22 protein-coding genes and 1 pseudogene are annotated in these 22948 nt (G+C 71.3%); 8 read left to right on the top strand and 15 right to left on the bottom strand.

All coding sequences use genetic code 11. The annotated features are described in order from the left end of the window. Positions 1-4: 4 nt before the first annotated feature. Together pip and HUT10_RS04605 are read right to left on the bottom strand one after the other, a co-directional pair. Entirely contained in the window at positions 5-943 is a 939-nt protein-coding gene (gene pip / locus HUT10_RS04610; RefSeq protein WP_176170022.1) for a prolyl aminopeptidase, read from the bottom strand. A gap of 12 nt (positions 944-955) precedes the next feature. Then, on the bottom strand, positions 956-2470 hold the full coding sequence (locus HUT10_RS04605; RefSeq protein ID WP_176170021.1) for an FAD-dependent monooxygenase: 1515 nt from the start codon (positions 2468-2470) through the stop codon (positions 956-958). A gap of 65 nt (positions 2471-2535) precedes the next feature. Between HUT10_RS04605 and HUT10_RS04600 the strand changes: the two genes are divergently transcribed. Further along, the gene (locus HUT10_RS04600) at positions 2536-3159 is read left to right on the top strand and encodes a TetR/AcrR family transcriptional regulator (RefSeq protein WP_176170020.1); all 624 of its coding nucleotides are present in this window, start codon (positions 2536-2538) and stop codon (positions 3157-3159) included. A gap of 6 nt (positions 3160-3165) precedes the next feature. Here the strand turns inward: HUT10_RS04600 and HUT10_RS04595 are convergent, their stop codons facing one another. Then, positions 3166-6459, bottom strand: a complete 3294-nt coding sequence (locus tag HUT10_RS04595) for an NACHT domain-containing NTPase (RefSeq protein WP_176170019.1) — start codon at positions 6457-6459, stop codon at positions 3166-3168. 127 nt (positions 6460-6586) lie between these two features. Here HUT10_RS04595 and HUT10_RS04590 point away from each other — a divergent pair, with 127 nt between their 5' ends. Next, positions 6587-7189, top strand: a complete 603-nt coding sequence (locus HUT10_RS04590; RefSeq protein ID WP_176170018.1) for a LysE/ArgO family amino acid transporter — start codon at positions 6587-6589, stop codon at positions 7187-7189. Here HUT10_RS04590 and HUT10_RS04585 read toward each other — a convergent pair. The 8 genes and pseudogenes from HUT10_RS04585 to HUT10_RS04550 form a co-directional block, all read right to left on the bottom strand. After that, positions 7190-7665: pseudogene (locus HUT10_RS04585) on the bottom strand (methylated-DNA--[protein]-cysteine S-methyltransferase). Continuing rightward, on the bottom strand, positions 7662-8036 hold the full coding sequence (locus tag HUT10_RS04580) for a hypothetical protein (RefSeq protein ID WP_176170017.1): 375 nt from the start codon (positions 8034-8036) through the stop codon (positions 7662-7664). Before HUT10_RS04580 ends, HUT10_RS04585 begins: the two are co-directional and overlap by 4 nt. After that, positions 8033-8746, bottom strand: coding sequence for a 2OG-Fe(II) oxygenase (locus HUT10_RS04575; protein WP_176170016.1), 714 nt, complete (start codon positions 8744-8746; stop codon positions 8033-8035). The genes HUT10_RS04580 and HUT10_RS04575 overlap by 4 nt, the downstream gene beginning before the upstream one ends. 100 nt (positions 8747-8846) lie before the next feature. After that, positions 8847-9440 (bottom strand): methylated-DNA--[protein]-cysteine S-methyltransferase, encoded by a 594-nt coding sequence (locus HUT10_RS04570; protein ID WP_176170015.1) that lies wholly within the window; start codon positions 9438-9440, stop codon positions 8847-8849. Further along, on the bottom strand, positions 9437-9913 hold the full coding sequence (locus tag HUT10_RS04565; RefSeq protein WP_176170014.1) for an RNA polymerase sigma factor: 477 nt from the start codon (positions 9911-9913) through the stop codon (positions 9437-9439). Before HUT10_RS04565 ends, HUT10_RS04570 begins: the two co-directional genes overlap by 4 nt. Positions 9914-9948: 35 nt before the next feature. Next, positions 9949-10713 carry a putative protein N(5)-glutamine methyltransferase gene (locus tag HUT10_RS04560; protein ID WP_176170013.1) on the bottom strand — a complete coding sequence of 255 codons (765 nt, stop codon included), beginning with the start codon at positions 10711-10713 and terminating at the stop codon, positions 9949-9951. Positions 10714-10725: 12 nt separating this feature from the next. Continuing rightward, on the bottom strand, positions 10726-11220 hold the full coding sequence (locus HUT10_RS04555) for a L,D-transpeptidase (RefSeq protein ID WP_176170012.1): 495 nt from the start codon (positions 11218-11220) through the stop codon (positions 10726-10728). 94 nt (positions 11221-11314) lie between these two features. Next, on the bottom strand, positions 11315-12544 hold the full coding sequence (locus tag HUT10_RS04550) for an APC family permease (protein WP_254896675.1): 1230 nt from the start codon (positions 12542-12544) through the stop codon (positions 11315-11317). A gap of 315 nt (positions 12545-12859) precedes the next feature. Here HUT10_RS04550 and HUT10_RS04545 point away from each other — a divergent pair, with 315 nt between their 5' ends. The 5 genes from HUT10_RS04545 (at position 12860) to HUT10_RS04525 (ending at position 17362) form a co-directional block, all read left to right on the top strand. Further along, the gene (locus HUT10_RS04545) at positions 12860-13354 is read left to right on the top strand and encodes an Lrp/AsnC family transcriptional regulator (RefSeq protein WP_176170011.1); all 495 of its coding nucleotides are present in this window, start codon (positions 12860-12862) and stop codon (positions 13352-13354) included. A 117-nt stretch (positions 13355-13471) separates the two neighbouring features. Further along, positions 13472-14839 carry an aspartate aminotransferase family protein gene (locus HUT10_RS04540; protein WP_176170010.1) on the top strand — a complete coding sequence of 456 codons (1368 nt, stop codon included), beginning with the start codon at positions 13472-13474 and terminating at the stop codon, positions 14837-14839. Positions 14840-15073: 234 nt separating this feature from the next. After that, positions 15074-16282 carry a cytochrome P450 gene (locus HUT10_RS04535; RefSeq protein WP_176170009.1) on the top strand — a complete coding sequence of 403 codons (1209 nt, stop codon included), beginning with the start codon at positions 15074-15076 and terminating at the stop codon, positions 16280-16282. Positions 16283-16314: 32 nt separating this feature from the next. Next, positions 16315-16704: a hypothetical protein gene (locus HUT10_RS04530; protein ID WP_176170008.1), complete on the top strand. Its 390-nt coding sequence runs from the start codon at positions 16315-16317 to the stop codon at positions 16702-16704. A gap of 4 nt (positions 16705-16708) precedes the next feature. After that, positions 16709-17362: a response regulator transcription factor gene (locus HUT10_RS04525; RefSeq protein WP_176170007.1), complete on the top strand. Its 654-nt coding sequence runs from the start codon at positions 16709-16711 to the stop codon at positions 17360-17362. A 52-nt stretch (positions 17363-17414) separates the two neighbouring features. Here the strand turns inward: HUT10_RS04525 and HUT10_RS04520 are convergent, their stop codons facing one another. From HUT10_RS04520 to HUT10_RS04510, 3 genes are read right to left on the bottom strand one after another with little or no spacing between them, the layout of a single operon-like run. Next, complete coding sequence (locus tag HUT10_RS04520; protein WP_254896674.1) at positions 17415-18554, bottom strand: S8 family serine peptidase; 1140 nt, start codon at positions 18552-18554, stop codon at positions 17415-17417. 14 nt (positions 18555-18568) lie between these two features. After that, positions 18569-20695, bottom strand: a complete 2127-nt coding sequence (locus HUT10_RS04515) for a hypothetical protein (protein ID WP_254896673.1) — start codon at positions 20693-20695, stop codon at positions 18569-18571. A gap of 29 nt (positions 20696-20724) precedes the next feature. After that, positions 20725-21648, bottom strand: coding sequence for a DMT family transporter (locus tag HUT10_RS04510; RefSeq protein ID WP_176170005.1), 924 nt, complete (start codon positions 21646-21648; stop codon positions 20725-20727). A 53-nt stretch (positions 21649-21701) separates the two neighbouring features. On the opposite strand from HUT10_RS04510, the gene HUT10_RS04505 reads away from it, so the two are divergent. After that, complete coding sequence (locus tag HUT10_RS04505) at positions 21702-22646, top strand: LysR family transcriptional regulator (protein ID WP_217709544.1); 945 nt, start codon at positions 21702-21704, stop codon at positions 22644-22646. Here HUT10_RS04505 and HUT10_RS04500 read toward each other — a convergent pair. Beyond that, complete coding sequence (locus HUT10_RS04500; RefSeq protein ID WP_176170004.1) at positions 22603-22938, bottom strand: hypothetical protein; 336 nt, start codon at positions 22936-22938, stop codon at positions 22603-22605. The genes HUT10_RS04505 and HUT10_RS04500 overlap by 44 nt on opposite strands. Between the last annotated feature and the right edge of the window lie 10 nt (positions 22939-22948).

The following is a 22948-nucleotide window of genomic DNA, read 5'->3' as shown; positions in this document are numbered from 1 at the left end:
TCCCTTAGCGGGCGAACCGGTCGAGCGCGGCCAGCTTCCAGGCGCGTTTGACGTCGCTGGCGCGGTGCCCGGACCGGTCGTCGACGAGCAGTTCGGCGCCCGGCCACGCCTCGGCGAGCTCCCACGCCGTCGTCACCGGGCAGCTCAGGTCGAGCCGGCCGTGGATGAGCACCCCGGGGATGCCCGCCAGGCGTCCGGCGTCGCGGATCACCGCGCCTTCCTCGAGCCAGCCGGCGTGGGCGTAGTAGTGCGTGGTGAGCCGGACGAACGCCAGTAGCGCGTCGTCCGGCGGTCCACTGTGGACTTTGGGCACGGCCCCCGGTTCGAGGGACAGGACCGCTTCTTCCCAGGCGTTCCACGCCAGGGCGGCCTCGTCCCGCCGGTCCGGGTCCGCCATCAGCCGGGCGTAGGCGGCCACGACGTCGTCGTCCCCGGCGAAGTCGCGGAAGCGTTGCCACGCCTCGGGGAAGAAGCGCCCGGCGCCGCGGTACAGCCAGTCGAGCTCCGACCGGCGGGTCGTGCTGATCGCGCTCACCACGATTTCGCTGACCCGGTGCGGGAAGCGCTCGGCGTACACCAGCGCCAGCGTCGTGCCCCACGAGCCACCCGTCACCAGCCAGCGATCGATGCCGAGGTGCTCGCGCAGCCGTTCGAGGTCGGCGACGAGGTGGTCTGTCGTGTTGTGCCGCAACGACGTCGCCGGATCGGCGGCGTGCGGACGGCTCCGGCCGCAGCCGCGCTGGTCCAGCAGCACGACGCGGTACCGGGCCGGGTCGAACATCCGCCGCATGCCGGGCGCGCAGCCCTGGCCGGGGCCGCCGTGCAGCACCACCGCCGGCTTGCCGTCCGGGTTCCCGAAGGTCTCCCAGTAAACGTGCTGGCCGTCGCCGACGTCGAGCAGTCCCCGGTCGTGGGGCTCGCTGGGCGGGTGGAGTTCGATCACCCGCCCATCCTGTCAGGCGGGCGCGCCGAACCACCGGTGCAGCGACGCCTCAAGGCCGGTCGGCGCACCGTCCTCGCGGGCCCAGGCGATGTGGCCGTCCGGCCGGACCAGCACGCCGGTCAGGGCCGGCTCGCTGTCGCACTTCGCCGTCAGCACGTTCACGCGCTCGGACCAGCGACCCGCCGTCTCGCGCAGGCCGGCGTTGTCGGCCAGGTCGAGCAGCAGCGCCTTGCCGTCGTGGAGGCGCTCTCCGAGGCGGGTGCCGTCGGCGAAGGCGAAGTCGGGCGCCGCGCGGCCGGTGAGGTCGTGCTCGCCGTCGATCGGGTAGCGGTGCAGCACGCCGGACAGCTTCTTGGCCAGGTAGGTCGCGCCGTCGCCGGTGGCCAGCAGATCGGTCACGACCTGTCGCAGCGCCTTGGTCCGCACGTCGCTGCGCATCAGCGCGACCTGCGCCCGGGTCCACTCGAGGACCCACTCGCCGATCGGGTGCCGCTCGGTCGTGTAGGTGTCGAGCAGGCCGTCGGGCGCCCAGCCGTGGACGGTCGCGGCGAGCTTCCAGCCGAGGTTGACCGCGTCGCCGATGCCGAGGTTGAGGCCTTGGCCGCCGAAGGGGGAGTGGACGTGCGCGGCGTCGCCGGCCAGCAGCACGCGGTCCTGGCGGTAGGTGGCCGCCTGGCGGGCATTGTCGGTGAAGCGGGTGGCGCTGTGCACCTTCGTCACCCGGACGTCGGCCCCGGACACCCGCCGGAAGCTGTCCTCGAGTTCCTGTGCGGTGATCGGCGCGTCCCGGTCCTCGGGCGGCCCGTCGAACTCGACGGTGAGGAACCGGCCGGGCGTCGGGCCGTGGACGTAGAGCCCGCCGGTGCCGTGCTGCCACCCGGCGGGCAGCGCGTCCGCGCCGGTCAGCTCGGCCATCGCCTGCCGCCCGGTGATGGCCGGATCGGTCCCGGGGAAGTCGAACCCGGCCAGCTTCCGCACCCGGCTGCGGCCGCCGTCGCACCCGACGAGCCACCCGGCCCGCACGGATCCGGTGCCGGAGAGGTGCACGGTGACGCCGTCGGCGTCGGCGTCGAACCCGGTGAGCTCGACCCCGCGCCGGACCTCGACCCCCAGTTCGGCGGCGCGCTCGGCGAGGATCGCCTCGACGGCCTGCTGCTGGATGACGACCACCCGGGCCGCGGGCCCGACGTCCCGGAAGGCGGGATCGTCGAAGTCGACCCCGTTCGACGTCACCATGATCCCGGCGAAGTGCCCGACCGGAACGGCCTTCGGGCCCCCGCCGCCCCGGGATTCGAGGAACTTCTGGATCTGCGCGAAGTTCTGCTGCACGACGGCGTCCATGGCGGGCAGCAGCCCCCGCCGGTAGAAGGCTTCGGCGGTGGTCAGGTTGACCGACCCCGCCTTGATCGTCTGGTCCGGCTCGGGCAGCCGTTCGACGACGAGCACGTCGACGCCCGCCAGCTTCAGTTCACAGGCCAGCATCAAGCCGACCGGTCCGCCCCCGGAGATCACCACATCCCTGTTCATGGCTCCGATGATGCACGGAAACTTTTACCGGGTCAAACTTTGGGCTCGGTCTATACTCTCTGCTCATGGCTGACCCCGGACTGCGCGAGCGGAAGAAGCAGGCCACGCGCCTGCTGATCTCGAACGTGGCCACTGGCTTGTTCATCGAGAGGGGCTTCGAGGAGGTGACGGTGGCGGAGATAGCCGAAGCGGCGGGCGTGTCGAAGATGACGGTGTTCAACTACTTCCCGCGCAAGGAGGACCTGTTCCTCGACCGCCACGCGGACCGCTTGGCGGAGCTGACCGAGGTGGTCCGCTCCCGGCCGGCCGGAATGTCGCCGTGCGAAGCGTTGCGCCGCCACCAGCACTCCCTGCTGGCCTCGGGTCATCCGCTGTCGGGCGCCATCGCGGGCGGCCCGGGGTTCTGGTGGGTGCTGACGTCGAGCCCGGCGTTGATGGCCCGGTGGTACGAGCAGGAGAGGGAGATCGCGGATGCGTTCGCGGCGTTGTTGCTGGAGGAGACGGGCGAGGTGTTCCGGTCTCGGATGGTGGCGAACCTGCTGACGACGGCGATCACGACGGTGTTCGCCCACGCGATGGGCCGCATCGTGGCGGGAGATGACGCGGAGGTGGTCCGGCGGGAGCAGGTCGCGGTGATCGACCAGGCCTTCGACCTAGTCGAACACGGCGTCGGCGATTTTCCGGGCTGACCGGCGTCAGAGGAGTTCGGCGTCCTCCAGGGCGGACAGCCGGTGGAGGAGATCGGGCCGATGCGCCAGGTGCTCGTCGCGCTCCGGCCAGCGCAGCGAGATGGCCCGGTCGTGAAGCGCTTCCGGGTACTCGGACACGGGAACGCCCTTGTCGGCGAGGGCGCACCAGATCTCGGCGATCTGTTCGTGAGTCGCCGTGTCCTCGGTGAGCAGGCGCTCGAACACGTCGAGCAGTTCGCCGTAGTCCGGGCTTCTGGAAAGCAGCCTGAGAAACAGCTCCAAGTTCGGCAAACCCCGTGGTGGAGCGACGGCTGAACTGAGTGCTCCGAGATTCGCCTGGATGTACCGGGCCGGTACGGTCGTGTCATTGACGAGCAACTGGAGGATCAATGAGTCGAGCCAGTTCCACGTCTCCTCCAAGAACAGCAGGTCTCCAGCCTCGGTGAAGCGAATGAGCCGGTCGTAGACAACCATTCGCTCTTCGGCCGGTATTCGGTTGGCGTGGAAGCAGCAAGCTGCCAGCAGGTCGGCGACAATGGACGTCAGGCCACGGCCGGAGTCGACGACGTAGGTGGAAAGCAGTTCGGTGAGCCGGGAATCCCGCCCGCCGAGGACGTTGACGGCGAGCAGTGTGTCGAAGTCCTGGATCAGTTCGGCTGTCCCCACGAGGTCGGTGGGGAGGTCGAGGTTGAGTTCGCTGAATGACGACTCTGCGCCGTACGCCCAGGACAGTTCGGAGTAATCCTCGTCGAGGACTTCGCTGCCACGACGGCTCAGCTCGACCGAACGGTCGGGATGGCGGCCAAGCCGCGACGCGACGAACAGCTGCGTGAGACTGGACCATTCTCCCGGCTTCAGCTGGGAGCGCAGCAGAGTCATGTGCTGCCGCCAAGCTTCGACGTTGTCCGGGCTGTCCGGAAAGAGCTCTGCCGAGGTGACGGTCGAGCCGACGGTCATGAGCAGCAGAAGCAGGTTGCCGCCGTAGGTGGCCAGCCGTGCTGTGGGTGTCCCGGGCGCCGGGCGGTAGTCGTCGTAGGACGAATCAAGTGGCGGCAGGTGGAGCGCATGGAACGCTGCCAAGAGTGCCGTGCGCATCTCGGCGCGCTCATCTGCCGGTGCCATGGCGACGAAATCCGAGAGGAAGTCCATCGTCGTGGTCCGTGCCGACAGGAGCGAATGGGACAGGAGTGCCCGGAGAACGGCGTCGTCGACGCGGTAGGCCGCCGGAAAGCGACGGGTGCTTTCGAACCGGGCGCGCTCGACCATGTCCTGCAGGTGCCGCCAGGTCTGGCGGACCACCAGGTACTCGCCGAAGGTGGCGTGCAAGAACTCGTACGAGCCCAGGTCGGTGCCGTCGATGCTGGTCCGGGCACGGTGAACGAAGAAGAACCGGCCCAGGGCGTCCTTGGCCGACCCGGCCAGTCGTTGGTGACCCGAAGTGACGCCAGGCTGAACGCCGGTCGTGATCGCCAGCGCCGCCAGGTCGTCGGCGAGCTGGCCGTCGGTGATCCATTGAGCGCCCCGGTTGAACATGCCGAAGGCCACGACGGAGAGAATCAGCAGTTCCCGTTCGACCGCGGGGTCGTCCCCGGTCAGCGAGCTGTCCGCCTTCGCCACCTCCCGGCGGGCGAACCTGATCAGCAGGCGTTCGTAGAGCTCGGTCTCGCTCAGTTTCTCGCGTCTCGTGCTGAGGGCGCCGCTTTCCGCGTCGTACACGGCAAGCATCAGCAACAGGAGAGGCTGCGAGGCCAGCTCGAGGTAAGCCTCGATGATTTCGAGGTCCAAGTGGTCGCGGTCCTGTGCGGACAGGTAGCCGTCGTTGACGCGGTTCCAGACGCCGACCCATTCCTCGATCTGGTCGATCTCGAACGGTTCCAGCCGGACGGCGATGGTGCTTCCCGGGATCCGCATGCGGTCGGCCACGGTGACCCGGCTGGTCACGATCACGGCGACGTGCCGGCCCTGGGTTTGCTCCACCTCCTGGAAGCGTTTCACCCGCAACAGGTAGTCGGACTTGCTGACACCCGTCGCCTGGATCAGTTCGTCGAACCCGTCGACGAGAACGACCAGGACCGAATCGCCGGCAGCTCTGGCGAAGTCCGGCCAGGACACCGTTTCGTGCGTGGTGAGCCGGATCGCGTGTTCGATCTGCTCGTGGACGTCCACGTCGGCGGGGACGTCGCGCAGGGGCACCCGGACCGGCACGAAGTCCGGTGCGGGCAGCTGTGCTGCCTGTACCTCGGTGAGCAACGACTTCCCGGCGCCCGGATGGCCGAGCACGACCAGCGGGTTGACCAGCGCCCACGGGGTCGACAGATAGCCGAGCAGGAACTCGCCGAAATTTTGGCGAACGCCGATGCCGCTCCAGTAATCCTCGTCGTGCACCGGGGTTTGGGTGCTGACTTCGGCCATCCGGAACAACGGGTCGATGTAGACGCGCTCGACGGTCGGTGCGTCGAGGCCGTCGGGCAGCTCTTCGGGTTTGAGAATTTTGCGCTTCAAGACTGCGCGGTTGGCTCGGACCAGGCCCTGCACAGCGGGCGGGACCTGCTCGATCGGCTCGGCTCGATCGAGCAGCTGCCGGACGGCGGCGTAGACGTTCTCCACGCGGTCACGGGTGGCACGTTGATTCGAGAGGTTCAGCCAGATCGCAAACTCGGGGCAGTCGGTGGCGAGACGGTGCATCGAGGATTCGAACTGCTCGACGGCGGAGTCCGCGAGCCATTCCAACGACCAAAGCACCTTGTCCTGCGCGATCGCTTCGAGGGTTTCCCATAGGGGCTGCTCGCGAACGAAATTGAGAAAGGCGCGACTGAGCTTGCCGTAGTACTCGGTCAACTGGGCCCGCGCGTCCGCGCTGGCGGCGTGGATGCCCAGTACCGGCAAGTTCGTGTTCAACACGGCGCTGGTCACGTCGGCCAAGTTCTCCGCTGCGACATTGTCGAAGGCGAGACGGGTCGCGTCCTTGCGGGAAATCGCGGCACCGTTGAACAAGAACGGCAGGTCGGCTTTCGCCAGTGCCTCGAAGTAGGAGGTCACGATCAGAACACCGCGAGCTGCGTGCAGGCGCTGGATCCGGTCGAACTGGCTCAGCTTCTGCCGCTTGTCGACCCCTCTGGTCACGAGGTCGTTCGCGACCTTCGTCAGCTCGCTCTTGGCATCGAAGATCGAGAGGAGACCGGGGGCGACGGGAGTCGCGGCCAGCAACAGTCCACCAAAGATCTTATCCAAGGCGCTGACCAGCGTGTTGTTGCCGGAGCCGAGGATCTTGACTGCGTCGCGATAGGTGAGCCGGTTCACCTTACCTGCTTACTGCATACGTGATCGCGCAGGCACAGCGGGTACGGGCCCTTCGCCATCATGATGGCTAATGTTGCGTAAGAATCTTTAGCTGGAATAACGTTCTGCTCGCTCATACGGTGGCGGGGTGCTCCCTCTCCTCCTGGCCGGGTTCGGGACCGGTCTCTCGCTCATCGTGGCGATCGGCTCCCAGAACGCCTTTCTCCTTCAGCAAGGCCTGCGTGGTGGCGCCGTGGCTCCGCTGGTTGTCATCTGTGCTGTCTCCGATCTGGTGCTGATCGGGCTGGGGGTCAGCGGGGTCGGCGCTGTTCTGGAGCGGTGGCCGACCGCCATCGGGGTTGTTGCCGTCGGGGGTGGGCTCTTCCTGCTCGCTTACGGGGCGATGGCCGCGCGGCGGGCGTTGCGGCCTTCGGTCATGACCCTGGGGGAGGAGCGGACCTCCTTGCGGAAGGCCGTGCTTGCTTGTGTCGGCTTCACCTGGCTCAATCCGCACGTCTACCTCGACACCGTTCTGCTGCTCGGCTCGGTTGCCGTCGCTCATGGGGATGGGCGGTGGGTTTTCGGGGTGGGGGCCGGGGTGGCCAGTGCCGTCTGGTTCAGTGCTCTCGGGTTCGGGGCCAAACGGCTGGCCGGTGTGTTCGCCAAGCCGGTGGCGTGGCGGGTGCTGGATGTCGTGATCGCCGTGACCATGACCGGGCTCGGCCTCGGCATGCTGCTCAGCCGGGTTTGATCACCACAGTGCCGAGGCCGGTGGGCGCTCCAGGTCCAGGAGGAACTGCTTGCGCGGGATACCTCCCGCGTAGCCCGTCATCCGCCCTTGCCGACGACGCGGTGGCACGCCACCAGGATGCTCAGCGGGTTGCGGCCCACCGCCGCGCCGACCTCGTGGGGCAGTGCCTTCACCGTGCGCGCGAGGTCGCCGTACGTTGTCGTGGTTCCGTAGGGGATCGACGCGATCTCCGTCCACACCGCACGGTCGAAATCAGGACCGGACGCCTGCAGGGGGACGTCGAACGTCGTGCGCTGGCCTGCGAAGTACTCCTTCAGTTGGCGGGCCGCCTCGGGGAACGCCGAGTCGTCGCGGTCGCCGAATGTCGTGCGGTCCGGGCGAGGCCAGTGGTTCGGGAAGTACAGGCCGGTCACGGCTGCTCCGTCGCCGAGCACGGTCAGGGGGCCGATCGGGGAATCCAGTACTGCGTGCTTCATCGGGTCTCCCAGGTTGTGCCGTCCGCGTGCGCACCACGCAGGCCGGGAAGGGGGTAGCCGGCCAGTGCCGCGGTCGCGAACGTCCGGTGCGGGCTCCAGGCCGTCGACAGGACCAAGCGTCGCGCCATGCCTGCCCAGCCTGCCGGGGTGGCGCTGACCACCCACGCCTCCGGCTCCGGCGTTGCGAAGCGGCGGGCTTGGCGCAGCCACGACGCCGCCGTCTCGGGCCAAGTCACGGTCGCCAGCACCGGGCCGCCCCACGCCTCGGCGATCCGGGCGGCGTCCGGCCGTGACGAGGAATCCGTGCCGATCACGATGTGTCGGGCGTGGCCGAGCAGGCCCAGCAGCGCTTCGAGTTCGAGCGAGGTCATGCCGCGTCGTGGAACACGAGGCCGAGCGTGTGGCGGCGGCCCGACCGGACCACCGACACGCCGTGGCGTACCGGAGCTGCCGACCAGCCGCGGGCCGAGCGGACCGGCCTGTCGCGGGTGGTGAACACCAGGCCGTGCCCCTGCGGGACGAGCGTGGCCGTGGCGCGGGACTGTGCGCGCGGCCGCTGCTCCACCAGCAGGAACTCGCCGCCTGTGTGGTCGGTGCCCGGGTCGTTGAGGTTGATCACCACCTGGAGCGGGAACACCTTGTCGCCGTAGAGATCCCGGTGCAGCGCGTTCCAGCCACCGGTCTCGTAGCGCAGCAGGATCGGTGTCGGCCGCCGCTGGCCCGCGGCGTGGCAGACCGCCAGCCATTCGTCCAAAGTGGATGGCCACTCGGCCTCGCGGCCGAGACGCGCGGCCCAGTCCTGCGCGATCGGCAGCAGCCGCGGGTAGAGCGCCTGGCGGAGTCGCTGCACCGGCTCGGGGAAGGGCGAAGCGAAGTAGTGGTAGTCACCGTTGTCCCCGAACCGGTGACGGCGCAGGTTGACGGTCGCCCGGAAGTGCGACGGCTCGTCCCACAGAGCGACCAGCCGCGCGCACTCGGCGGGGGTCAGCAATTGCGGCAGGAGCGCGCAGCCGTAGTCATCGACCTCGGCGGCCACCGCGGTCCAATCGGCCCCGGCGACGCGCTCTTCGAAGGTGGTCACGCTGCTTCCTCGGTCGGTGCGGTCGGTTTCAAGTGGGCGCACTGGCCGCCGAGCCGGGCGATGCGGTGCCCAGTGAGCACCGCCGGCGGTGGTGTGGTGATCACGCTGCCTCCATGGTCAGGAGGATCCGCTTGGCTTCCTCACCGCCCGCGTACTGACCGTACGAACCGTCCGAGCGGACGACGCGGTGGCATGGCAGGACCACCGGTACCGGGTTGAGTGCGCATGCCGTGCCCACCGCGCGGACCGCCTTCGGGCTTCCCGCCGCCGCTGCTACCTGGGCGTAGCTTTCCGTTCGGCCGTACTCGATGTCGTTCAGGTGCTCCAGCACGGCCCGGCGGAAGCCGCGGGCCAGGCGGAGGTCCAGCGGGACGTCGAAAGCCTGCCGCTCGCCGGCGAAGTACTCGTCGAGCTGGCGGGCCAGCGGGTCGAAGCGGGACGGGGCCCGGAGGATCCGGGGGCTGATGGCCGCCGCCAGTTCGGCCAGCACGGCGTCGTGGCCCTGGCGGTCGAAAGCCACCTTCACCAGGCCCTGCTCGGTTGCCGCCAGGAGCAGTGGCCCGACCGGGGAGTCGACCGTGTGGTAGGCGACGTCCAGCAGGCCCTCACGCGCGGCGTCGGTGACGAGCCGCTCGTGCAGCACCCGCGAGTCGAGCAGGACCTCGTCCCCGAAGAACTGGAACATGTCGATCATGAGTGCGCTCCTTCCAGGGGGTAGCTCGCCCGCAGTGTCCTGACGCCGTCGGCGGCCGCGCGGCGGGCCGCTTCGGTGGTGCCGCCGGTGATCTCCGCGATTTCGCGGTACGGCAGCCCGGCCACGTAGTGGTAGGCGACGGCGAGGCGCTGTTTCTCCGGCAACCTCGCCAGCGCGTCCCACAGATCGCCGTTCCACCCCTCCGCGCGGCCCGGCCGGTCCGGGACCTCCTCGACCGGGACGGGGCCGCGGGCCTGCGCGCGGGTGACGTCGATGGCCTTGCGGTGCGCGATCGTGACCAGCCACGCCTGGACGTTCGCGTCCGCGGGCAGCTCGGGGTACGCCTTCAACGCGGCCAGGAAGGTCTCCGACCAGGCGTCTTCGGCGTCGGCCTTCCCGAGCACGGCCCGGCAGACCCGGAGGACCATCGGCCCGTGCTCGGTCACGACTTGCTCGAACGGTTTCGCGATCACACCGGGTAGACGTCCGGGAGGGCCGGAACGTGAGGTCACGATTTCGCGGTACCGGTCACGACGGTCGCGCCCAGGTCGTCGCAGGAGTGCACCCGCGGTGACAACCCCGCGGCAGCAAGGATTTCCGCGAGCATCGGAGCCTGCCGCTCGCTCGATTCGATCAGCAGCGTCCCACCCGGCGCGAGCCATTCCGGCGCGCCCGCGGCGACGCGCCGGGCGAGGTCCAGGCCGTCCGCCCCGCCGTCGAGCGCCACCAGCGGCTCGTGCAGGCGCGCTTCCGGCGGCATCGTCGCCACGGCGTCCGAAGGCACGTACGGCACGTTCGCCAAGAGCACGGAGACCCGGCCGCGCAGGGACGACGGCAGTGCGTCGTAGAGATCGCCTTGGTGGACCTGGGCAAGGGGAAGGTTCAGCCGCGCGCACGAAACCGCGGCGGGCTCGACGTCGGCGGCGTGCAGCTCACTCGGCCGGCGAGCGGCGGCGAAGGCGGCACCCAGCGCCCCGGAACCGCAGCACAGGTCGAGTACCACGGGATCCGGGGGAGCGAGCGAGACGGCGACGTCGACCAGGAACCCGGTGCGGTGCCGCGGCACGAACACCCCCGGCCGCACGGTGATGCGCAGGCCGTGGAACTCGGCCCAGCCCAGCAGGTGTTCCAGTGGCAGCCCGGCGACCCGCCGTTCGACGAGCGCGCCGAGTTCCGCGGGGGTCGTGGCGGCGGCGGCGAGGAGGTCGGCCTCGTCCTCGGCGAACACGCAGCCCGCGGCGCGCAGCCGGGAAACGACGGTGTCGGTGTCCAACGGGGAAGGAGCCTACAAGACCTGCACCGCGTCCCCGACGTTCAGCCCGTCGAAGAAGGCCGCCGAATCCGCGTCGGACAGGTGGACGCAGCCGTGCGAAGGCGCGTCCAGCGGCCCGGCGTGGAAGGCGATGCCGCCGGCGGCGAAGAACACCGAGTTGGGCATGTCGGTGCCGTACTCGCTGCTGCGGTGCTCGCGGTCTTTCCACACGACGTGGAACGAGCCCGCGGGCGTCGCCTGGTCGGGTGGCCCGAACCCGGCCGGGACCGGGCCGCGGACCACCCGGCCGTCGCGCAGCAGCCAGGCCAGCCGCTGCGCCAGGCTCACGCACGCGCCGGTCGTGACGGCGCACGGCGGCGTGGGCGGCGGCGTGGTCGTGGTGGTCGCCGGGGTGGCCGGCGTCGTGGGCAGCGGCGCCGGCTCGGCGATCGGGCTCGGCGTCGTGCCGCGCGGCGCCGAACAGGCCGCCGTGACCAGCACCGCGCCGAGCAGGAGCACCATGCGCATCCGTCGTCCCCTCGCCGAAGAACCTGCCGGGGGTCAATACGGGTGACCGGCCCCGAAGGTTGAGCGCGGGAGGATTACCCCGATCGAGTGGTGGCTATTCCTGCGGCACCGTGACGACCCACCGCCCGGGCCGCCGGCGCAGGTAGCCCCACCAGTACAGCGCCGACACCACCAGCACCCCGGCGGTGATGCCGAGGTCGAGCGCGCTCTGCTCGACCAGGACGTAGGCCAGTGCCGCGACGGCCAGCGAGGGCACGAGCGGCCACAACGGCATCCGCCACACGTGCGGCTTCCGGTGCGCGGCCCGGCGCGCACCGAGCGTGGCGGCCGCGACGCTCAGGTAGAGCGCGACGACGGCGACCCCGGTGACGCCGCTCAGCGTCTCCACCGGCACGAAGCAGAGGACGGCCTCGGACAGCCCGGTCACCAGCGTCGCGACCCACGGCGCGCCGAACCGCCCGCTCACCACGCTCATCGCGCGGTTGACCGGCGTCGGCCAGGCCTGGTCGCGGGCGGAGGCGTAGAGCACGCGCGAGTTCTGGATGACCATGACGATCACCGCGTTGACGATCGCCGCCGCGATGCACAGGCTGATCGCCACGCCGACGGCGCTGCCGCTCCAGCCGGTGACCAGCGCGGTCAGGTCGACGCCGGCCAGCGCGGCGGTGTCCGGCACGGCCAGCGTGATCGCCACCACCGGCACCAGGATGACGACGGCGCTGATGCCGAGCGTCCAGAACACCGTCCGCGCGACGGTCCGCCGCGGCTCCCGCATCTCCTCGGCCAGGTAGACGGCGGTGCTGAAGCCCTGCGTCACGAACAACGCGACGGCGAGCCCGGTGACGACGGCGATCAGCCCGATCCCGCTCGTGCCGAGGCTGGGCTCGACCAGCACCGCCGGGCTCTGCGTGGTGTGGGTGAAGCCGAGCAGGGACACGACGAAGATCGCGGCGATCTCGATGACCAGGAAGATCCCGGTGATCCAGGCGTTGGAGCGGAGGTTGAGCAGGCCCATCACGGTGCCGGCGAGCATGACGACCGCGCCGGCGACCGCCGGGCTGACGTCGACCACGGCGGCGAGGTAGTCGGCGACGCCGATCGCGATGATCGGCGGCACCACGAGGATGACGACGAACGACAGCATGAACGTCAGCCAGCCGGCGAACCGGTTCGCCACCGTCGTCACCATGGCGTACTCGCCACCGGCGCTCGGCACCAGCGTCCCGAGCTCGGAGTAGCAGAAGGCGATCCCGATGCAGAGCAGGACCGCCAGTGCGATGGCGAGCGCGGTACCGGTGCCGAGGTCGGCGAACAGGCCGGGCACGAGGACGAACAGGACGATGCCGGTGTCACGCAGCTGAGCGTCAGCAGCGTGCCGCCGCCGACGCCGATGGACCGGGTGAGCGTGCGGGGTGTCTTGGCGTCGGCGGCTCCGGCGACGTCGGGCGGGGCGGGAGTGCGGGGCATGGGCGTTCCCTCCGGCCGGGGTGCAGGGTGCGACGGATGGAACAGCACCGATTCGGTGTTGTCAACGGCCGGATGACGACCGATTTAGTTGTCTGACGGGGGTGGGGCATTCGGATTCAGTCACTCATCGTCACAGGCGTGGCGGGTTTGCCTGGCATCACCCGCGTCGGGGATGATCCGGGGCGTGAGCAGCCAGGACACCGCCGGCCGGCCCGCCCCGCCGGTGCTCGACGACATCTCGCGGCAGATCATCGCGCAGCTGCAGGAGGACGGGCGGCGCGCGTACGCGACGATCGGCAAGGCCGTCGGCCTGTCCGAGGCGGCGGTGCGGCAGCGGGTGCAGCGGCTGTCGGACTCCGGCGTCATCCAGATTGTCGCGGTCTCGGATCCCTTGCAGGTCGGGCTGTTCCGGCAGGCGATGATCGCGATCACCGTCGACGGCCCGCTGGAGCCGGTCGGCGACGCACTGGCCGAAATGGACGAGATCGCCTACGTGATCCTCTGCGCCGGGCGCTACGACCTGCTCTGCGAGGCCGTCTGCGCCGACGACGAGGCACTGCTCCAGCTGATCTCGACGCGGATCCGCGCGCTGCCCGGCGTCCGGCACGCGGAGGCGATGGTCTACCTCAAGCTGCGGAAACAGACCTACCAGTGGGGTACTCGCTGACCGTGACGACGAAATCCGAAGGTCGCGGCGAGTTTGAGATCATGAATTAGTCGACCAAGTTCGGCTGGACGACTGAATCGCTTGCGCTGCGGGGTGGACGCATGCGATAACCGGGGCATGACCACTTCCGCCGGCCTCGCCCAAGCCGCCCGCAGCAACCTCTGGATGCACTTCACCCGGCACTCCGCCTACGACGAGAGCGACGTCCCGGTGATCGTGCGCGGCGAAGGCCCGTACATCTGGGACGCCCGGGGCAAGCGCTACCTCGACGGGCTCGCCGGGCTGTTCGCGGTGCAGGTCGGCCACGGCCGCGAGGAACTCGCCGAGGCCGCGGCCCGGCAGACGAAGGAGCTCGCGTACTTCCCGCTGTGGGGCCACGCGCACCCGACGGCGATCGAGCTGGCTTCGCGGCTGGCGGCCGCGTCGCCGGGCGACCTGAACCGCGTGTTCTTCACCGTGAGCGGCGGCGAGTCGGTCGAAACGGCGTGGAAGCTGGCGAAGCAGTACTTCAAGCTCGTCGGGAAACCGGGCAAGCACAAGGTGGTCAGCCGCGCCCTGGCCTACCACGGGACGTCGCAGGGCGCGCTGTCGATCACCGGCATCCCGGGCGCGAAGGCGGACTTCGAGCCGCTGGTGCCGAGCACCCTGCGCGTGCCGAACACGAACTTCTACCGCGCACCGGAGCACGCCGACGACTACGAGGCCTACGGCCGCTGGGCCGCCGACCAGATCGAGCAGGCTATCGAATTCGAAGGGGCGGACACCGTCGCCGCGGTGTTCCTCGAGCCGGTGCAGAACACCGGCGGGTGTTTCGTGCCACCGCCCGGCTACTTCGCGCGGGTCCGCGAGATCTGCGACCGGCACGACGTCCTGCTGGTGTCGGACGAGGTGATTTGCGCGTTCGGCCGCGTGGGGTACGACTTCGCGGCCAAGCGGTACGGCTACCAGCCGGACATGATCACCACCGCGAAGGGGTTGACGTCGGGGTACGCGCCGCTGGGTGCGGTGCTGGCTTCGGAGCGGCTGATGGAGCCGTTCACGCACGGGGCGACGACGTTCATGCACGGGTCGACCTACGGCGGGCACCCGGTTTCGTGCGCGGTGGCACTGGCGAACCTCGACCTGATGGAGCGGGAGGACCTCTACGGCCACGTGCTGCGGCGGGAGGACGCCTTCCGGTCCACTTTGGACCGGCTGCTGGACCTGCCGATCGTCGGGGACGTGCGCGGGGCCGGGTTCTTCTACGGCATCGAGCTGGTGAAGGACAAGGCGACCAAGGAGACGTTCTCGGCGGAGGAGTCGGAGCGGGTGCTGCGGGGGTTCCTGTCCGAGGCGCTGTTCGAGGGCGGGTTGTACTGCCGGGCCGATGACCGTGCGGAGCCGGTGGTGCAGCTGTCGCCGCCGTTGGTCTGCGACCAGGCGGAGTTCGACGAGATGGAGCAGATCCTGCGGGAGGCGCTGACGCAGGCGTGGAAGCTGCTGTAGGAGTTCGGGGACGGCGCGGGGCTCGGCCTCCGGCCCCCGCTGTCCACGATACCGGCGAGCACCGACAGTTCCGGTCCTCCGGGCCGCATCGCTGACCCGATCGGGCGGCGAACCCGCATCCGGGGCTCGACCACCCGGTTCCTGAGTACCGTGGAACGCGGGGGACCGGGGAGCGGCCGGTGACCGGCCCGCCCGTGCCGCGCCGTTCGGCCGCGCACCCGGGAGGAGACACCCATGACCGCCACCACGGAAACTCCGCGCCTGCCGTTCGAACGGCCCAACGTCCTGGACATCGCTCCGCTCTTCGAGGTGCTGCGCCGGCAGGGGCCGGTGGTCGCCGTGACCACGCCCGCCGGGGATCCGGCGTGGCTGGTCACCGGGTTCGAGCAGGTGCGGGCCGCCTTCACCGATCCGCGGTTCGGGCGGTCGCACCCCGCTCCCGAAGAGGCGTCGGCGCTTTCGGAGGCCGCCATCCTCAGCCGGCCGCAAGGTGACCACGAGACCGAACACGCCGAGCACGCGCGGATGCGGCGGATGCTCGTGCCCGCCTTCTCCGCCAACCGGATCCGGCGGCTCGCCGGGCACGTGCAGGAACTCGCCGACGGCTGCTTCGATGCCATGGAGGAGGCTCGTGACGGCGAGGGTCCCGTCGACCTGCACGAACACCTGTCGTTCCCGCTGCCCGTGCTGGTCATCTGCGAGCTGCTCGGCGTCCCCTCCGAAGACCGGGAGACCTTCCGGGTGCTCTCGGACCGGATGGGGCGGATGGACATCGGGGGCGGCGCGGACGCCGCGTTCGAGGAGTTCACCGCCTACATGAGCCGGCTCGCCGCCGTCAAACGGCGCGACCCCGGGCAGGACGTCGTCTCGGACATGGTGCGCGCGCAGGCCGACGATCCCTCCTTCGGCGACGACGACGTCGCCCGGCTCGCCGCGGGCCTGTTGTTCGCCGGGCACGAGACGACCTCGAATCGGATCGACCTCGGCGTGCTCTACCTGCTCACCGACCTCGCCCGGCGGGACGCGCTGGCCGCCGACCCCGAGGGGCGGGTGCACGGCGTCGTCGAAGAGATCCTGCGGCTGGCCGCGCCGAGCGGGCTGGGCGTCCTGCGGTACGCCCACGACGACGTCGAGCTCGGCGGCGTGACGATCGCCCGCGGTGACGCCGTCGTGCTGGCGCTCGGGGCCGCGAACCGGGACCCGGCGGTGTTCCCCGCCGCCGGGACGTTCGACGCCGAGCGGAAGCCGAATTCGCACGTCTCTTTCGCCTACGGCGGCTGGTTCTGCATCGGTGCCAGCCTCGCCCGCACGGAACTGCGGGTCGTGTTCGGGTCGCTGTTCCGGCGGTTCCCGGGGTTGCGCCTGGCCGTCGGCGTCGATGAACTCCGGATCCGGGCGAACCGTGTCACCGGGGGAGTGGACCGCGTGCCGGTCCTCTGGTAGACCAACGGCGGTCGGGAGCGGAGGAACAAGACGTGACGTTGTGGGACAAGCTCGGGATGGACGACAAGCTCATCAAGGTGCTGAAGGAGATCCCGCCGGGTCCCGACGCCGAGGAGTTCGGCCGGGCGTACGTCACGATCCACCAGCTGGCCGTCGAGCTGGACCAGCGCTTCCCCGAGGTCCGCAAGCAGCTGGACGTGCCGCTGGGCGGCGGCGCGACCCGGCACGCCGGACTCGTCGAGCTGCTGGGCAAGGAACTGGTGGAGAAGATCAAGCGCTACGGCGACGTCTACCCGATCGAAGCCGCGCAGCTGTCGTCGGTGCGGTTCCGCGAGGTGCGGCTGCGCGGCCCGGGCGGCCGTGACCTGGTCGGGGCGTCGAAGACCGACCTGCCGCTGATCCGCCTGCGGCCGAAGGACTGAGGGGGTGCTCGCCCCGTCGCCGGTCCGGGTCCTGGTGGCCGAGCGCGACCCGGCGGTGCGGGCCCGCCTGAGCACCGTCCTCGACGAAGCGGACGGCATCGAGCTGGTCGGCGCGGTCCCCGACGCGGCGGCGGCCCGGGTCACGCGGCGCCGGCGGCTGCCGGACGTGCTGCTGCTGGACCTGCGACTGAGCCGGCCGGAGGAGTTCCCCCACCGGCCGGCGGTGGTGGCACTGGCCACGTTCGATTCGGACGCCGGCATCCTGCGCGCCCTCCGCGACGGCGCATCGGGATTCCTGCTGCGGTCGGCCCCGCGCCGGGACGTCGTCAAGGTGGTCCGCCTGGCGGCGGATGGCCACGTCGTGCTCTCCCCGGACGCCTCCCGCCGGTGGGTCTCGGCGGCGACCCGGCTGTCCGGCCCCCGCGACGAGCGGCTGGCGGCGGTCGACCGGCTGTCGGCCAAGGAAACGGAGGTGCTCGCGGCGGTGGGCGCGGCGCTGACGAACACCGAGATCGCCGAGCGGCTGGAACTGCCGGAGCCGATCGTGCGGGAGCACGTGGCCAGGGTGGTGCGGAAACTGGGGTGCGCGCACCGGACGGGCGCGGGGTTGCTGGCGTACGAGCGGGGGTTGTGCCGTCCGGGGCGCGAACCGGCCTGAACGGCTCTTTCCGGACGTCCGGCGCCGGGAAAGAGCCGCTCGGATCAGGTGATCAGAAGCCGGCCAGGCCGTTCGGCACGCCGACGCCCGTCGGGGCGTCATAGCCGGGGCCCGCGACGCACAGGTAGTCGCCGCCGCACTTCTTGCCGCCGCCGGCCGGGTCGTTGTTTCCCGAGGTCACGTCCGTGAACGCACCCGCGTTCGCGTACAGGCCGGCGGGCTGGACCGCTCCCGCGTGCCCCGACCGGCCGATCAGGCCCGCGACGAACGGCGCCGACGCGCTCGTGCCGCTGACCGGCAGCCAGCCGCCTGCGTCCGCGTAGTGGACCGCGAGGTCCTCGGCCGCCGCCGCCACGTCCGCGACCGTGCGCTTGCCGCAGTGGGTGTCCCGCTGCCACTTCGGCTTGGCGATGTAGGCCGAACAGCCGCTGCCGCCGTACGTCCAGGCCTGCTCCGCCCAGCCGCGCGGGGCGTCCGGGTCGCGGGCCAGCGACGTCCCGCCGACCGCGACCGTCGAGGCCAGGACGGCGGGGTAGCTCGCCGCCGTGAAGCCGCTGTCGCCGGAGGAGGCCACCACCGTCACCCCCGGGTGCTGGTAGTGGCTCGCGTACGCCAGCGCCGCACCGCCTTCCCGGGCGCCGTAGCTGTTCGAGACGACCTTCGCGCCGAGCCGCACCGCGGTGTCCTCCGTCTCGGCCAGGTCCGCGAACCCGGGCGTGTTGCCCTCCACGACCAGGATCCGGCACGACGGGCAGGCCGCCGACACCATCGAGACGTCCAATGTGGACTCCAGCGCCCAGCCGAAGCTGACCTCCGGCAGCGGCGCCGCCGCACCCTGCTGGTTCACCTTCCGGAAGCAGCCGTTCGCCGATGTGCACGGTGGCAGGCCGTACTGCGCCCGGTAGGCGGCCAAGTCGGCCTCCAGATTCGGCGCGTCGAAGGCGATCGAGATGCCGACGACGGTGTCCGGTCCCGGCGCCGCGGGCAGGCCGTAGGCCGCCGCCAGGTCGTCGGCGCCCCAGCCGGCCGCCATTGCTCGGGCCGTGCCGGGCGTGTAGGTGGTCAGGCAGTGCAGCACGCCCGCCTGCTCGGGGCACGCCGCGCGGGGTGCCGGTGCGGCACTCGCGGCCGGCGTCACCGCACCGGCGAACGTCACCGCGGCGGCCAGCGCGACCAGCCATCTTCCGTTCACTGTGGACAGTCCCCTCATGACAGGTACACGTGGTAGGCGTCGGTGATCGTCTCGGTGATCGTCGCCCCGGCGGCGTCGGCCGCCGTGACGCGCAGGGAGACGTCGAGGCCGCGGAACGCTTCCGTGGCCGCGGCGAAGTCCGCGTGGAAGACGCCGCCGCCGCGGGCGGTGACGGCCGCGTCCTGCCAGGTCGTGCCGTCGGTCGAGTACTGCACGGTCGCGGCGGTCACCGGGGCGGCGGCGCTCGCCTGCAGGTGCCCGACCGTGAGGTCCAGGCCCTGCGGACCCGCAACCGTGGACCCGTCCGGCCGCAGCCCGCCGACCGCGTACCCCAGCGTGAGCAGCGGTTCGACCGCGCAGGTGCGGTCCGGCCCGTTTTCGCCGCGCGCGCAGTACAGCGCGGGCGGCAGCGTCGCGCCCTCGACGTGCTGCGACTTCCACGTCCACTCGGTGTGGCTCGCGGTGCTCTGGTGGTACATCGGTCCGGTGCGCCCGGCGTCGATCGTGAGCCCCAGCGTCGCCGGGCCCGCGCCGGCCTCCTGCTCGAAGGCGGCTTCGAAGCCACCGGACGGTGAGCCCTCGGCGAGGGTGGTGCCGTCCTGGGTGAGCCGGTAGTGCCCGGTGATGGTGTCCCGTGCCTCGCCGTAGTACCCGAAACCGGTGTGGCCCGGCTCGTTGTCGCTGAACGGCGTGAACGAGAACCGCAGCAGGTCACCGGCCCGGGTCGCGGCCGGCAGCGTGGAGACGGTGGGCTCGCTCAGCAGCGCCACCGCACCCGTGGGGTGCAGCGGGAAGCGGTTCCAGCCCTCGGTGACCGACGTGCCGCCCCGGTAGGAGCGGAACGCTTCGTACTGGCCGCCGGCCCAGCCGGGAAAAGGGCCGGGCAGCACGTACTTCGACATCCCGCCGAACCACTCGAGGTCCGGTGCCGCCGAGACGTACTCGGTCTGCTTCCGGGGCAGCTGGATCGGGTGCGACGGCCGGCCGCCGCCGTCCTCGAAGGTGAACATGCCGCTGCGCTGGCGCAGGCCGAGCGAGGAGTACTCGCTGAAGTAGGTGGCATCCACCGCGGCGACGTCCTTCGCGGTGATCACGTACCGCTGCTGCGGAATCACGCCGATCGTCGCCTTCTGCAGCACGTATTCGTACGGCGTGCCCGGCCCGGGCGGGGACACCAGCCTGCTGTACGGGTAGGTCTGCAACGCCCCGGTGCGCACCGGGACGCTCGTCGGCGACACCGCGATCGGCACCCCGGGCCCGGCGTCGAAGTCGACGAGCAGCGCCGGGCCGGTCCTGGCGGCCCGGCGGAACAGGAAGCCGGTGTCGTCCGGCAGCGCCGGCCGCGGCGTCACCCAGGTCAGCTTGCTGGACGCCCGTTTGGCGTCGACGCGGACGGCTGCATCCGCCGTCACCGCGAACTCCGGCTGCGCGCTGAACCGCAGCTCGGTCGGGTTGCCGTCGGCGTCGGTCGTCCAGAACACGCCGAGGGCGCTGTAGTGGCCGTCCGGCACGCTGAACTTGGCCGTCCCGCCGGAGAAGTAGTTGAAGTTCTCGTCCGGGGCGAGGGTGTTGCCGTCGTCGGTGTTGTAGAGGAACGCGATGCCGGTGTCGGCGGGCTTGCCCGCGATGTCGGTGGCGTCGACCGACACCGTCCGCATCACCGAACGCGGCTGCGCGGCCTGCCGCTTCGGCGCCCCGGCGAGGGCGAACCGGGCCCCGTTCGCGAACAGCCCCTGGCCGCCGAACCGGCCGCGGGCGCTGTCCTCCTTGAACTGCCGGGCCAGCGCGGCGCCGAAGGTCGCGGTGTCCACCGGGACCTTCGCGCCCGCCAGCAGCGCCTTAACGTCGAACAGGCTCAGGTCCAGCCCGCGCCCGAGGTAGGGCAGGGCGGTGCCGGGCACCTCGTAGTCCCGGCCGCCGAGCCGCAGGTGCACCAGCGCCCGCGCCATCCCCTTTTCGGCGGCGGGCCGGACTTCGAAGGTGTCCCGGCCGTCCGGGGCGGTCCGGACGGTCACCCGGTCGCCGGTGGGCAGGGTGACGGTCGAGGGCGGCTCGGCGGCCACCGCCGCCGGCGGGGCGAGCCCGGTGAGCCCCGCCGAACCGGCGAGCAGGACCGCGAGCACCGAAAGACTTCTTCGCACTGGCACCTCCGTGTGGTGGTTGATCACCACTACCGACGAGCCGGCGGTCCCCGCCGTTGAGCCGGGTTCTCGATCTTCCGCGAATTACCCTGACCGGCCCAACGACGGACAGTGGCGTTGATCAGGACGACTCCGGCGACGCTGAGCGCGCCGCCCGCGAGGTCCACCCAGGTCGGCCTCTCGCCGAGCCAGGCGAAGGCCACCGCGAGCGCCACCGCGGGAACGAGGTAGAGGGCGGCCGTCGCGACCGTGAGCGAGTGCCGGGCCACCGCGTACCCCCAGGCGACGAACCCGGCCGCCGACGGGAACGCACCGAGGAACACCACGGCCAGTGTCGCTTCCGGCGGCGCCGTCGCGAAGGCGTGTACGGCGTCGGGCGCGAGCGGCGCGAGGAACAGCGTCCCGGCCCACATCGCGTAACAGGCGACCTCGAGCCCGGTGTAGCGCCGCAGCAACGGCTTGCTGCCGAGGTGGTAGACCGCCTGGACCGCGGCCGCGGCCAGCACGGCCCACGCCGCACCCGAGTAGCCCAGCCCGCCGCCGGTGGCGATGAGCGCGCTGCCACCGAGCGCGACCGCGCTGCCCAGCAGCTTCGCCGCGGTGAGCCGCTCGCCCAGGAACGCGGCCGCGAGCAGCGCGCTGAACACCGGCGCCACCGAGACCAGCAGGCTCGCCGTGCCCGCGGGCACGTGCACCTCACCCCAGTTGAGCAGCAGCTGGTACGCGCTCATCCCGGCCAGCCCGCAGCCCGCGATCGCCGGCAGGTCCGCGCGGCGCGGGCGGCGCACGCCCAGCACGGGGGCGGCGAGCAGCAGCACGGCCGATGCCACCGCGAGCCGGGCGAACGACAACCCGGCGACGCCGTAGCCGTCCAGGCCCACCTTGATCGCGGGGAACGCCGACGCCCACAGGACGACGGTGATGGCCAGTGCTGCGGTCGCTTTGAGCTTCACCAGTCCATCGTCGGCGGTACGATACCGAAGTACCAGTTACTCTTTCTTGTCCGATGGGAAAGCCGGACTTCATGTTGGAGCTGCGTCGCCTGCGGGTCCTGCACGGGCTCGCCCAGCACGGGACCGTGGCCGCGACGGCCGCGGCCCTGCACCTGACCGGCCCCGCCGTTTCGCAGCACCTGGCCGCGCTCGAACGCGAGGCCGGCGTCCCGCTGCTGGAGAAGCGGGGCCGCACGCTCGCCTTCACCCCCGCCGGGCGGCTGCTGCTCTCGCACGCCGAGGTAATCCTCGACGACCTCGCCGCCGCGGAGTCGGCGCTGGCCGCGGCGGCCGGGAACGGCGGCACCGGCACGGTCCGCGTCGCGGCCTTCGCCTCCGCGGCCCGGCAGCTCCTGCCGCGCGCGTGGGCCGGACCGGTGTCCCTGCGCCTGGCCGAGCAGGAACCCGACGTCGCGCTCGAGTCACTGCGCCGTCAGGACGTCGACGTGGCGGTCGTGCACAGCTATTCGCTCCTGCCGCGGGAAATCCCGCCGCGGTTCGCCGAGCGGGCCCTGCTCGACGACCCGGTGCTGCTGGCGCGCGACCCGGCCTCGCCGGGGCCGGCCGACGGCGAACCGGTGGACCTGGCCGCATTCGCGGGCCGGCCGTGGCTGGTGCCGACGGCCGACCTCTCCTGCCACGCGATGATCCAGCGGGCCTGCGGCGCGGCCGGCTTCGTGCCGGAGGTCGCCGCGGAGTCCGCGGACTTCGCCGTCCTCGTCGCGCTCGCGGCCGCCGGCGCGGGTGTCGCGCTGGTGCCCGCCATGGCGCTGCCCGCCGGAACGCCCGGCGTCAGCCTGCACCCGCTGCGGGAACCGTTGACCCGCAGGGTGTTCGCGGTGACGCGGGCGGGACTGGCGCGGCGGCCGGATGTCTCGGCGGTACTGGACCGGCTGGAGCGGGCCGCGCGCGAAGTCACTTCTTCCGGGCTTGCTCGACGGCTTCCAGGAACGCCTTGACGCGGGCCAGCTTGCCGTACCCGTAGCGGAAGGTGTTGCCCGGCAGCTTGTCGCACCCCATCGGCACGTTCGCCACGACCTCCGTGGGCGCATCCGGGGTCACGAACACGACTTCGCCGGGTTTCCCGCGGGTCGCCTCGGTGTGCTTGACGTCGGTGAGCTTCGCGACCGGGAACCGGTGCGGCTTGTCGTCGGGGAGGAAGCCCAGCACCTTCGTGGCGACCTTGAGGGTGACGGTCCGGCCGTCGAAGTGGATGGAGCGGCGGCGGTCCCGGACGTGGTGGGACGTCACGGTGCCTCCC

It is taken from the genome of Amycolatopsis sp. Hca4 (genome assembly GCF_013364075.1).
Classification (GTDB): Bacteria; Actinomycetota; Actinomycetes; order Mycobacteriales; family Pseudonocardiaceae; genus Amycolatopsis.
Note: the sequence above shows the minus strand (reverse complement) of the source record. Positions and strands in the feature narration are given on the sequence as shown.